Origin of the sequence: Collinsella sp. i06-0019-1H4 (genome assembly GCF_042849575.1) — a bacterium.
GTDB lineage: Bacteria > Actinomycetota > Coriobacteriia > Coriobacteriales > Coriobacteriaceae > Collinsella.
In genome coordinates this window covers 233,814-246,367 of record NZ_BAABYB010000001.1, presented here as the reverse complement: position 1 = coordinate 246,367, position 12,554 = coordinate 233,814, and the positions used below count along the sequence as shown (strand labels likewise).

Sequence of the window (12,554 nt, the reverse complement as noted above, 5' to 3'; positions counted from 1 at the left end):
CACTCCCCTCCTACTCGTAATCGTTCAGAATGTCGCCGAGCGGGTCGCCGGAGCCACCGCCCGTGCCGCCACCCTGCTTGGCCAGATCCTTAAGGCCAAGGTAGATGAGGGCAAGGGAGATGCCGATGAGGCCAAGGGCGATCAGCGTGAGCTGAGGGATGGCAGCAAGGACAAAGCCGAGGATGAAGAACGGCCAGGTCTCCTTGGTGGCCATCATGTTGATGACCATGGCGTAACCGACGGAAGCGACCATGCCGCCGCCGACGGCCATGCCGCCGGACAGCCAGTCGGGCATAGCGTTAAGCGCGTTGGTAACAGCCTCGGCCGGGATAACGCACAGAAGTACTGCCGGGATGGCGATACGAAGGCCCTGCATGAGGATGGCAGCGTACTGCCAGCGCTCGATGCCGGAGAAGTCGCCCTTCTCGGCGCAACCGTCCATGGCGTGAGCGATAGCGGTAGCAATGGTACGGCAGATCATGGTCAGGAACAGACCAGCGACCGACAGCGGGACGGCGACGGCGATGGCCGCGGTAACGGCCTTGGCCGAATCAGTGGCGCCGCCGTTGAGGGCGAGCACCATGATGATCGAAGAAGCGACCGAGGCCAGAGCGGCGTCAGGCGCGACGGCGGCGCCGACGTTAGCCCAGCCAAGGGCCATCATCTGGAGCGAACCGCCCAGGAGGATGCCCTCCTGAAGGTGACCGGTTACGAGACCGATAAGCGTGCATGCCACGAGCGGCTGATGGAACTGGAACTCATCCAGAATGCCTTCCATACCGGCAAGCAACGCGACAATCGCAACAAGCAGAATAGTGATTGCAGACATGTATCGGACCCTCCTTTACTATGCTTGAGCGGCCAGTTCGGCCTTAGCTTTCTTCAACATGGCGTCGAGATCCTCGGAGGCATCCGAAGGAACCTTGCGGACCTCGAACTTGACGCCCTTGGCCTTGAGGGCCTCGAGGGTCTTAACGTCGTCATCGCCCATAGCGACGGCGTTGGTGACGACGACCTTGCCCTTGGAGTGAGCCATGGAACCGATGTTGACTTCCTTGATGTCGACGCCGGCCTCGATGGCCTTGAGCAGATCCTGCGGGTTCTCGAAGAGCAGCATGGCCTTGGTGTCACCAAAACGCGTGTCCTTGACGACCTCGGCCATCTTCTTGATAGGCACGACGTTGGCATGGACTCCCGGAGGGGCAGCCTGCTCGATCATGGTCTTGCGGAGCTCGTCGTGAGCAACGCCGTCGGAAACCACGATGATGCGGTTGGGGTTGATCTGCTTGGTCCACGTGGTGGCCACCTGACCATGCAGCAGACGGGTGTCGATACGGACGTGGGCAATCTTGATGTGCCCGTCGCCGATGACCGTTCCCGGAGGGATGGCGCCTGCAGGAGCAGCGGCGGCCGTAGCCGGCTTCTTCTCCTCGGGCTCCAGAGACTCGGGCTTGACGCGCACGCCAGCCTTAGCCTCAGTCACGAGATGTTTTGCGATCGCATGTGCAGTGTTCTTTGCATCAAAGCGCTGCGAATATGCCTCGATGAGCATAGGCAGGTTGACACCGGTGACGATAGCCCAGGAATCATGGCCCTCGATGAGCCCGCTAATCTGGTTGAACGGCGTGCCGCCCCACAGATCAACGAGGAAGAGCACCTGCTCCTGGTCCTCGAAGGAAGCGATTGCTTCCTCGACCTTAGCACGGAAGTCGTCGGGGCCCATGCTCGGCTCGAGCGAGACCACGGCCACAGACGGCTGATCGCCAAAGACCATCGAGCCCGTCTGCTTGATTCCAGCTGCCAAGTCCCCGTGGCTAGCAAGAACAATACTTACCATCACATAACCTCCTTTTTGTCTACGTAATTCCTACACGACATGAAAGGAGTATACCTGTTTGGTTTGTGGAATTATAGCTAAATCCGCAAAAGGTTGGATTATTTGTTTAAACGTCTAAGTTTGTTACAAGTTGGTTACGTTGCTGCTTTTCGACTCATTACCCGCCAAGGCGTCGCTCATCAAGCCACGCATTTTACAGATACAAGCAGACTGTTCATTAATATCGATTTTAGGCAAGCGCGAATGCGCTTGTACTGCCGCTACATTGTTCAAACAGGTATGACTTGACTATTTGCGCGACTTATGATCTACGAAACCACTCAAAAAAGTTGCGGTGGAATAGTTCTTGTTTAAGAGCCAGAAGGCTGGATTTAGGAACTATTTCACCGCAACTTATAGGGAATCCTAGACGATGTGGAGGGGGTGGGCGGCATCGACGGCGTCGAGGACGTCGGAAGGGCCGTCGGGGGCAGCGTCTGCCGGTTCCTCGTCGGGGGTCTCAATCTGCTTAATCATGACCTCCTGGCCCTGCAGCAGGTATGTCTCGCCGCTGCCGCAATGAGGGCAGGTCTTGCCGTGCTCGACTGTCGCATAGTCGCGGCCGCACGCCTCGCAATGCGTCACGGCCTCGACAGGCTCCACAATAAGCTCCGCGCCCTGCGCGATGGGCTTTTTATCTGCCGCCCAGCGCCAAGCGTCGAGCAGCAAGTCGGGAACGACGCCCGAGACCTCGCCCAGCAGCAGCGTGACGCTCGAAACGCGACTCACGCCATTGGCGCGCGCCACGTTCTCGACATCGCGAATGATGTGGTAAACGATTCCGAGCTCGTGCACTTTTAATTCCTTCCGCCGTTCCCGTTATGACTACTTACTTGCGACCGAATTTAATCTTGATGGCACGCTTGAGCGCGTACTTGCCGAGGCTTGGGAGCTTTTGCTCGTATTTGACCATCGTGGAGCACTCGGGGCGATCGCGATCCAGGCGGATGGCATCGAACGCGCACTTGGTGGTGCACAGGCCGCAGCCGATGCACTTGTTGGGATCGACGATCGAGGCACCGCAGCCCAGGCAGCGGGCGGTCTCGGCGCGCACCTGCTCCTCGGTAAAGGTCTCGACGTACTCGCTAAAGGGTGCAGCCTTCTCGCGCTCGCGGTCGACATGCGCCACCTCGCGGCTCGCGTTGTCGTAGCTCTCGATCACGACATCGTCGCGGTCGAGCGCGGTGTAGTGGCGCTGGTTGCGGCCGATGGTGAGCGTGGATCCCGGCTGCACAAAGCGATGGATGGACACGGCGGCCTCGTGACCGGCGGCGATGGCGTCGATGGCAAAGCTCGGACCGGTGTAGACGTCGCCGCCCACAAAGATGTCGGGCTCAGCGGTCTGATAGGTCTGGGGGTCGGCAAGAGCACCCTGGCCGCGGCCGAGCTCCACCTTGGAGCCAGCCAGCAGGTCGCCCCACACAATGGACTGGCCAATCGACATGACCACGCGGTCGGCATCGACGCGGCGCAGATCGTTCTCGTCGTACTCGGGCGCAAACCGGCCCTCGTCGTCAAAGACACGCGTGCAGCGCTTGAAGGTGATACCGCACACACGACCGGCCTCGTCCAGGTGAACCTCCTTGGGGCCCCAGCCGCAGCTGATGTGAGCGCCGTCCTCAACGGCCTCGCGACGCTCCTCCTCGCTGGCGGGCATCTGGGCCTCGCTCTCCAGGCAGAACATCTCAACGTGCTCGGAACCCAGACGGCAGGCGTTGCGCGCGACGTCGATGGCCACGTTGCCGCCGCCCACCACGATGGTGCGGCCGGGCAGCGCGTCGATCTTGCCACTGTTGACCTCGCGCAAAAAGTCGACGGCCACGGTCACGTCCTCGGCATCCTCGCCCGGAATACCGGCGAAGCGGCCGCCCTGGCAGCCGATGGCAACATAAAAGGCCTTAAAACCCTGCTCGCGCAGCTCGTCGAGCGTCACGTCGCGACCGACCTCCACGCCATAGCGGAACTCGGCGCCCATCAGGCGAATGACCTCGACCTCGGCCTCGATAACATCCTTCTGCAGCTTAAAGCTGGGAATGCCGTAGGTGAGCATACCGCCCGGGCGCTCGTTTTTCTCGAACACGACGGGCTTGTAGCCCTTCTCGGCCAGATAGAAGGCACAGGACAGACCTGCCGGACCGGCACCGATGATGGCGATCTTCTGGTCGAAGCCGCCGGCACGCGTCGGGGTCACCACGGGTGGGACATAGCGGGTCGCGGCATCAAGATCGCGCTGGGCGATGAACTTCTTGACCTCGTCGATAGCCACGGCGGCGTCCACACGGCCGCGGGTGCAGGCATCCTCACAGCGGCGGTTGCACACGCGGCCGCAGATAGCGGGCAGCGGGTTCTCACGCTTGATGAGCGCCAGCGCCTCGTCATAGCGGCCCTGAGCCGCGAGCTTCAAATAGCCCTGAACGGCGACATGCGCGGGGCAGGCCGTCTTGCAGGGCGCGGTGCCGGACTCATGCGTCTCGATGCGGTTGTCGTTGCGGTAGTTGGGCGACCACTTGGTGTGGTCCCACTTGGTGGCGTCGGGCAGCTCCTGGCGCGGATACTCGGGCACCTGTCCGCCGGCCTTTTTGCTGCAGAGCTTCTGGCCCAGCTTGGCGGCGCCGGCCGGACACACCTCAACGCAGCGACCGCAGGCCACGCACTTGTCCTTCTCGACCTTGGCGACATAGGCCGAGCGCGACAGGTTGGGCGTGTTGAACAGCTGAGAGGTGCGCAGGGCATAGCACACGTTGACGTTGCAGTTGCAGATGGCGAAGATCTTGTTCTCACCGTCGATATTGGTGATCTGGTGCACAAAGCCGTTGTCCTCGGCCTGGCGCAGGATGTCGTAAACCTCCTCGCGCGTCACATAGTGGCCGCGGTCGGTCTCAACCACGTAGTCGGCCATATCGCCCACGGCGATGCACCAGTCGGCGGGGTCGTCGGCGCAGCCCTCGCCCATCACGCGACGGCTCGCGCGGCAGCTACAGGTGCTGGCGGCATACTTACCCTCGTATTTGTCGAGCCAATGCTCGATATGCTCGATCGGCACCGAGGTGCTCGTGGCATCAATGGCCTTCTCGACCGGAATGACATGCATGCCGATGCCGGCGCCTCCGGGCGGCACCATCGGCGTGGCCTTGGACAGCGGTCCCTTGGACGCCTGCTCAAAGAACTTGGCGTAGACCGGGTGCTCTTCGAGCTGGCTCACGCGCATGTTGAGGAACTCGGCGGAACCCGGTACCAGCATGGGCAGCACCCACTGCTTGGCGCGCTCGGGGTTTTCCCAGTTGTACTCGAGCAGACCCGTGTAGCTCATGTCGTCGAGCATCTTCTCGATCTGGGCCTCGGGCATGCCGGTGAGCTTGACCATCTCGGGCAGCGTGTAGGGACGGCGCATCTTCATCTTGCAGAGCACCTCGGCCTGCTCGTCGGTCGCGGCCTCGGCAAACGACCAGTACTCGTAGCCCAGCAGCTCGTCGCGATGCAGCAGACGGTTGGTGCAGTGCTCGCACAGCTTGACAATTGCCTCGCGCGGATGCTCCGGCAGCGGCGGCACGAACTCCGAACCGATATCGGGCTCGGTGTAGCTAATTCCCGGTCCGTTGAGAATCATGGTTGTCCCTTCTCTTGCCGCAGCCCGACGAGGCCGCAGCGCCCCTCTTTTTTTGCAGGTCGGGCATGCCCCATGCCGTTCACCCGCCATTGTTGACATTGTGTCAAAAATAGTATTGACGAACCGTCAACAATATTCAAGACTGTTAGGTGAACGGTCAGGCAAAAGAGGATGAAAGGCGGCAAAACATGGGCGACAACACAGCAGATACCTCTGTGGTCGATGCCGTCCCCGCATCCGATAGCGCGGCAAAGCGCTTGACGGGCGACGAACGCCGTCGCGAGATCCTCGCCGCCGTGCGCACCGTGAGCTCCGAGCTGGGCGTGTCTCATCTTTCGGTATCGGCCGTGACCAAGCGAGCCGGCTGCACGCGCTCATTGTTCTACCACTACTTTGCTGATATGGACGCCGCCGTCACCGCTGTCATGGACGAGGCAATCGACGGTTTTATCTCCGAGCTCGAGCGGTGGAACGCCGGCCGCACCGTCGGTGATATCGAAGGCGCGCTCGACACCGTCGCCCCGCTCTTTAAGCGTCTGGTCGTGAGCGGCCACGAGCTGCCGAGCACGCTCACCTCGAGCAGCGGTGCGCTCTACGGCGGCTTTTTGCACAACGTGGTCCAGCGCGTGGCGCAGTATATCTGCGACACCACCGTGGTGGATTTTGTCGCCCATCATGAGCTACGCATCGACCATGTCTACGAGACGTTCTACACCCTCATCATGGGGTTGTTGATGTATATCCGCACACACCCCGATGTGCCCGACGAGACGGTCAAGGAAATCATCGCCTCGACACTCCACATCGAGGGCTATACCGCCAAGTATCCGGAGCGCAAGCCCCAGAACTGACGACATTTGGCCAAACTGCCCGCGATCAGAAGAGGGGCCGCGGGCGTGTGAATGGAGAGCAGCATGCTGTTCGACGTTTGGGGTAGCGATACCCTTATCCACTGGGCTGGCTGGGCCATGGTCTTTATTGGCCTGATCGTGCTCAACGAGGTCGGCCGCCGCACCAAGCTGGGCGCGGCAATCATCTTTGGCGTGGCTCCGCTGGCCATGACCATCTACTGCGTCGCCATCGCCGTGGGCGTTTCGCAGGGTGCCGAGTGGGCGCTCACCAACCCCACCCATGTGTACCAGAACAGCTGGTTCCACTACGCCAAGGTATACGCGGCGCTGGCCGGTTGCTGGGGCTTCATTGCCATTAAGTACCAGTGGGGCAAGATCGGCAAGGCGCATTGGTTCCGCGCATGGCCGTTTGTGATCGTCGCCATCAACATCATGATCGCCGTCGTGTCCGACTTTGAGAGCGCCTATCACTTCTTTGTCCTGGGCGAATCCACCTGGGTCACCTCCGAAGGTGCTACGCAGCTGGCCGGCTGGAACAACGTGTTCAACGGCATCGCCGGCATCATCAACATCTTCTGCATGACCGGTTGGTGGAGCGTCTACGCCTCCGAGGATCAGACCGATATGCTGTGGCCCGACATGACCTGGGTCTACATCATCGCCTACGATATCTGGAACTTCTGCTACACCTACAACTGCCTGCCCACCCACTCCTGGTTCTGCGGCTTTGCGGTGCTGCTGGCGCCCACCGTCGCCGCCTTTATCTGGAACAAGGGCGGCTGGATCCAGAACCGCGCCTTCACGCTGGCCATTTGGTGCATGTTTGCCCAGGTGTTCCCGTACTTCCAGGAGGAGTCCATCTTTGTGACCCACTCCACGCTCGACCCCGGCGCCGCTACCGCGGTCTCGGTCGCCGCGCTGATCGCCAACGTCGCCGCAATCATCTACATCGCCTACCGTGCCAAGAAGCTCGGCCGCAATCCCTACAAGCAGGATGTCTTTGAGGGCACCAGCGATTGGGAGAAGGCTACCGCTCGCCGCGCCAAGGTTGATTACGCGCACGCCGAGTAACATGTTGGTCGCTGTTGGCGCCTGGGCATAGGCCCGCCCGCCAGGTTTTTCATCCAATGTCTCGCAGAGCCCCCGGAAAGCGTTTCGCTCGCTTTTCGGGGGCTTTTGTCATTGCGCCTCTATTCATCTATTCAAAAACATGCGCATATATAAAATCGGATTTCAAATCATGCGGCGGCTCTATAGGGTCCCGTTTTTGGGTACAGTGTTGTCCCGATATTGAGCTTGGGGGATATATGAAAGATGAGACGACGGGCCAAGAGGACGCGGTCCAAGATGCAGAAGCGTGTGCCGAGGCCCTGGAGAGCCTAGACCGGATTGCGCTGGCCGAGATTGCGTTTGACGATTCGAGCGTTGATGTGCAGGATAAGCCGGAAATCGAGGCGCAGCCCGATGATCGGGATGCAAAAGACGATGGCGCCGCGCCCGCCGAAGACGAGGCGGGGCACGAGGAATCCGAATGCGAGGCCGACGGCCAGCCCGGATCCGACACGAGCGAGGAAACCATCTTGCTCGACAACTTGCCGGCCGAAGATTCGCTGACCCGCGAGCTCCCTGGCTTAGGCTCTGCGCCTGCCGTGGACGAGACCATCGCCATGGGCGATATTCCCCTACCGTCCGTTCCTTCGGCACGCGAAGCCGAGGTTCGTCATCGTAAGATGTCGCCCAGGCGCCGCAACCTGATGGTTGCCGGCGTTGTGGCCGTCGCGCTCGTCGCCGGCGACGCAGGCTATGCTGCCTGGAACGGATATCAGCAAGAGCAGGCTGCCGCTGTCGCCGCCAGTGCGCACACGATGATGTCGGTGCAAATTGGCGTACATGCCGCGGGGCTCGACTGCTCCACCGGCTCAAAGATCCCCGTGCAGGTGAGTGGCCAGGACTCCGACGGCTCCTCTGTGAGCGAAACGCTCTACGTTGACGAGCACGGTCGCGGCATTAAGCTGCTGCCCGGCGATTACACGCTCTCCATTGCTGGATCCCCCATCGCGGAAGACGGCACCATCTACACCGTCCCGACCACCAAGGCGCAGGTCACCATTAAGAGCGATGGGCAGGATCTGCGCGCTCAAGCCACCTTTAAGCTCAAGGTACCTTCGGCCGACACGGTGACTGACGACCAGATCGATGCCGCCGCCAAGTATGCCGAGGAAGGGGGCGCAAGCTCTGCCGCCGCGGCAAAGATACTCCAGCAGGCGGCAATTACGCGCCGCGATGCCGCCGCCAACGCCGTAAGCGCAAGCGAGGCTCAGTCCGCCCGCGATGCCGACGCTCGGCACAAGGCGACGAACCTGTATCAGCTCGATATTCCGGTTGAGTGGTATGGCAAGGTCGCAACCTGGCAAAACGGCAGCACGCTGTGCATTTATCTGGACAGCGACACCAACACACCGCTCGTGACGCTTGTCGCAGTGCGCGACGGCGAGACCTTTACCCCCGATGACGGCGATACGGTTTTGGGCACGGTCAGCCTGGGCAACGGCTACACCGTCTACGCCAGCGGCCCCGTCTATCCGTACGTGATTCCGCAAACCGTTAATGGACGCACGCAGGACCCTGTGTCGACCTACCCCATGGACACGGCCATTGAGCTTGTCGAGCTTACGACCGGCAACCGCTACACCTATAGCCAGATTAAGAACGACCTGGTCGGTAAAGACGGCAAGGCAGACGCCGCGACCAAACTCGAGACCGACTACCTCGCCCAGATTCTCCTGCCGAGCATCAAAGCCCAGGACTAGTCGGCCCGAAGACAGCCGCCCAACAACCACATCCCTAACGCAGTTGCGGTGAAATAGGGATTGTTTTTGCTGGTCAAACCGCAAAACAGTCCCTATTTCACCGCAACTTATTGGTGACCTTTTGGGTGGCACTCAGCGCCACGGATCGGCTTCGAACATTGGCTCGCGCTCGGGGCGGCGATCGCTGTAGGGATCGTAACCGTCATCGTCCTCGTTCTCGGCACGGATATAGGGGTCGCGCGGCTTGGGCGCCGGTTTAGGCGGAGTCTTCGGTGCGGCGGGCGCCGCCTCAGCCACCGGTGCGTTCGTCTTGTTCTCGTCTTTCATCTGCATAGCTCCTTGCCATGTGCTCACGTTCAACACCATCGATTGTCGCACGAAAAAGGGCGGCGGACCCAATCGGATCCGCCGCCCTTGGCGTTCGGCTCAAAAGGCAGATTTTAAGGCATGGCCCAAAATCTACTCGGCGTCGGGGACCTCGTAGGTGGCCGCCGGCGTATTGTCGCACACGACGGTAAAGCCGCCGTCCTTGTCGACATCGACCGTCACCTGATCGCCCTCGCGCACCGTGCCGTCGATGATAGCGGCGGCGATGGCATCCACGACCTCGCGCTGCACCAGACGCTTGAGCGGACGGGCGCCAAAGACCGGGTCCAGGCCGCCCACGGCGAGCATCTGCTTGGCCGCCGGGGTGATGGCAAGCGTCATACGCTCCTTGGCCAGACGTGCGCGGACGTCGGCAAGCTGGATGTCGACGATCCTTTCGATCTGCGCCATGCCGAGCGGATGGAACACCACGATATCGTCGATACGGTTGAGGAACTCGGGGCGGAAGGTCTGAGCCATGGCGGCGTCGACCTGATGGCGCATCTCCTCCTCGTCCTTACCGGACAGATCGGCGATGGCCTTGGAGCCCACGTTGGACGTCATGATGATAATCGTGTTCTTGAAGGACACCTGGCGACCCTGGCCATCGGTCAGGCGGCCGTCGTCGAGCACCTGCAGCAGCACGTTGAAGACATCCGGATGGGCCTTCTCCATCTCGTCGAGCAAGATTACGGAGTACGGACGACGGCGCACGGCCTCGGTGAGCTGGCCGCCCTCGTCGTAGCCCACGTATCCCGGGGGCGCACCGATCAGACGCTGGACGCTGAACTTCTCCATGTACTCGGACATGTCGATACGCACGAGCGCGCGCTCGTCATCGAACAGGCACTCGGCAAGCGCCTTGGCGAGCTCGGTCTTGCCCACGCCGGTGGGGCCCAGGAAGAAGAAGCTGCCGATGGGCTTGTCCGGATCGGAGAGGCCCGCACGGCTGCGGCGCACAGCTGCGGCGACGGCGGAGACGGCCTCGTCCTGGCCGATGACGCGCTTATGCAGCTCGCCCTCCAAGCCCTTCAGCTTGTCGAGCTCGCCCTGCATCATCTTGGACACGGGCACGCCGGTCCAGGCGCTCACGACCTCGGCGATCTCATCGGAGGTCACCTGTTCATTGAGGCCCTCGCCGTCCTGCTGCTTTTGCGCCTCGAGCGCGGCCTCGGAATCCTGAATCTGCTGCTGCAGGCCCGGAATCACGGAGTAGCGCAGCTCGGACGCACGACCCAAATCGCCGTTGCGCGTCGCGCGCTCCTCTTCGCTCCTGGCCTCGTCAAGCTGGCCCTTGAGCTCCTGCACGTGGTCGATGGCGTTCTTCTGGTTGAGCCAGCCAGCCTTTTGCACGTTGAGTTTTTCCTGGACCTCGGCAATCTCCTGGCGCAGAGCCTCCAGACGCTCCTTGGAGGCATCGTCGGTCTCCTTCATGAGCGCCTGCTCCTCGATCTGCAGCTGGGTGAGCTGACGCGTGGTGGCGTCAATCTCGACCGGCATGCTGTCGAGCTCCATGCGCAGACGGCTTGCCGCCTCATCGACCAGGTCGATGGCCTTGTCGGGCAGGAAGCGGTCGGCGATATAGCGATCGGAGAGGTCGGCGGCGGCCACGAGCGCGCTATCGGTGATGTGCACGCCGTGGAAGATCTCGTACTTCTCCTTGAGGCCACGCAGGATCGAGATGGTGTCCTCGACGGTAGGCTCGCTCACCATAACGGTCTGGAAACGACGCGCGAGCGCCGCGTCCTTCTCGATGTACTTGCGGTATTCGTCGAGCGTGGTCGCGCCGATCGCATGCAGGTCGCCACGGGCGAGCGCCGGCTTGAGGATGTTACCGGCGTCCATGGAGCCCTCAGTGGCACCCGCGCCCACGATGGTGTGGAGCTCATCGATGAACAGGATGACCTTGCCCTCGGACTTCTGTACCTCCTTGAGCACGGCCTTCAAGCGGTCCTCGAACTCGCCGCGGTACTTGGCACCGGCGACCAGCGCGCTCATGTCAAGCTCGATGAGGTCGCGGTCACGCAGGGTGCTCGGAACGTCGCCGGCCACGATACGCTGGGCGATACCCTCGACGATGGCCGTCTTGCCGACGCCCGGCTCGCCGATGAGCACGGGGTTGTTCTTGGTGCGACGGGACAGGACCTGGATGGTACGACGGATCTCGTCGGTACGGCCGATGACCGGGTCGAGCTTGCCGGCACGGGCAAGGTCGCAGATATTGCGGCCGTACTGCTCCAGCGCCTCAAACTGGGTCTTGTCCTCGGCAGACGTCACGCGGTCATCGCCACGCAGCTCCTCGTAGACTTGCTCGATGCGCTCCTTGGTCACGCCGGCGTCGCGCAGAACGCGGCCGGCCTCACCCTTGTCCTCGGCAAGTGCCATCAGCAGATGCTCGGTCACCACAAAGCTGTCGCCCATCTTGGTGGCCTTCTTCTCGGCCTTCTCGATGACGCGGACGAGCTCATTGGAAAGACCCATCTGCTGGCCCTCGCCCGAAACCTTAGGCGCATGGTCGATGGCATCCTGCGTGGAGCGTGCGAGCTGAGCCGGGTCGGCACCGATGCGCTCGATGATCACGGAGATATTGCGCTCGCCGGCACCGAGCAGGGCAGACAGCAGGTGAATCGGCTCCACCGCGCCGGCCTGCGCGTCGGCAGCCGTGCTCATGGCGGTCTGCAGCGCCTCGCGCGACGTCATTGCTAGCTTATCGATTCTCATGGAATCACCTCTCTTGGGGTGGCCGCCCTACGGGGCGGCTTCACGTTGTTCGAGATGTATTGTTGCCAGCTTTGCGCGATCTTATACACAAATCTAAGTCTCTATATATAAGATTTTCTGAGTGATTGAAAGATAGGGGGCAGGTGCGCTCACCCGCTACGGCCTCGTCCCCTTACTATCTCAATCTGTAACATCTAGCGGCTGTTTATAGCTCTAAATGTTACAGATCGAGATGAAATGACCAGCGGCACCCGTTTGTCTCAATCTGTAACATCTACTCGGCAAATAGAGCTCTACCTGTTACAGATTGAGACAAACAGAAG

Annotated in this window: 9 protein-coding genes; 3 read left to right on the top strand and 6 right to left on the bottom strand. The window is 61.4% G+C overall.

The window, feature by feature from the left end; all coding sequences use genetic code 11:
- Positions 1-10: 10 nt before the first annotated feature.
- The 4 genes from ACGHEN_RS00990 to ACGHEN_RS00975 all read right to left on the bottom strand — a co-directional run bounded on the left by ACGHEN_RS00990 (position 11) and on the right by ACGHEN_RS00975 (position 5,483).
- Positions 11-829, bottom strand: a complete 819-nt coding sequence (locus ACGHEN_RS00990) for a PTS mannose/fructose/sorbose transporter subunit IIC (RefSeq protein WP_035136637.1) — start codon at positions 827-829, stop codon at positions 11-13.
- A gap of 18 nt (positions 830-847) precedes the next feature.
- Entirely contained in the window at positions 848-1,837 is a 990-nt protein-coding gene (locus ACGHEN_RS00985; RefSeq protein WP_152068158.1) for a PTS sugar transporter subunit IIB, read from the bottom strand.
- Positions 1,838-2,242: 405 nt separating this feature from the next.
- Positions 2,243-2,671 (bottom strand): hydrogenase maturation nickel metallochaperone HypA, encoded by a 429-nt coding sequence (locus ACGHEN_RS00980; protein WP_055250791.1) that lies wholly within the window; start codon positions 2,669-2,671, stop codon positions 2,243-2,245.
- 34 nt (positions 2,672-2,705) lie between these two features.
- Complete coding sequence (locus ACGHEN_RS00975) at positions 2,706-5,483, bottom strand: FAD-dependent oxidoreductase (RefSeq protein WP_390396616.1); 2,778 nt, start codon at positions 5,481-5,483, stop codon at positions 2,706-2,708.
- A 188-nt stretch (positions 5,484-5,671) separates the two neighbouring features.
- Between ACGHEN_RS00975 and ACGHEN_RS00970 the strand changes: the two genes are divergently transcribed.
- The 3 genes from ACGHEN_RS00970 (at position 5,672) to ACGHEN_RS00960 (ending at position 9,144) form a co-directional block, all read left to right on the top strand.
- Positions 5,672-6,334 carry a TetR/AcrR family transcriptional regulator gene (locus ACGHEN_RS00970; RefSeq protein ID WP_390396613.1) on the top strand — a complete coding sequence of 221 codons (663 nt, stop codon included), beginning with the start codon at positions 5,672-5,674 and terminating at the stop codon, positions 6,332-6,334.
- Between the two features lie 63 nt (positions 6,335-6,397).
- Positions 6,398-7,405, top strand: coding sequence for a DUF5692 family protein (locus ACGHEN_RS00965; RefSeq protein ID WP_390396610.1), 1,008 nt, complete (start codon positions 6,398-6,400; stop codon positions 7,403-7,405).
- A gap of 236 nt (positions 7,406-7,641) precedes the next feature.
- On the top strand, positions 7,642-9,144 hold the full coding sequence (locus ACGHEN_RS00960; RefSeq protein WP_390396607.1) for a hypothetical protein: 1,503 nt from the start codon (positions 7,642-7,644) through the stop codon (positions 9,142-9,144).
- A gap of 132 nt (positions 9,145-9,276) precedes the next feature.
- Here ACGHEN_RS00960 and ACGHEN_RS00955 read toward each other — a convergent pair whose 3' ends face one another.
- On the bottom strand, positions 9,277-9,471 hold the full coding sequence (locus tag ACGHEN_RS00955; protein ID WP_229107803.1) for a hypothetical protein: 195 nt from the start codon (positions 9,469-9,471) through the stop codon (positions 9,277-9,279).
- Between the two features lie 132 nt (positions 9,472-9,603).
- Positions 9,604-12,231 (bottom strand): ATP-dependent chaperone ClpB, encoded by a 2,628-nt coding sequence (gene clpB, locus ACGHEN_RS00950; RefSeq protein WP_390396605.1) that lies wholly within the window; start codon positions 12,229-12,231, stop codon positions 9,604-9,606.
- Positions 12,232-12,554: the final 323 nt, after the last annotated feature.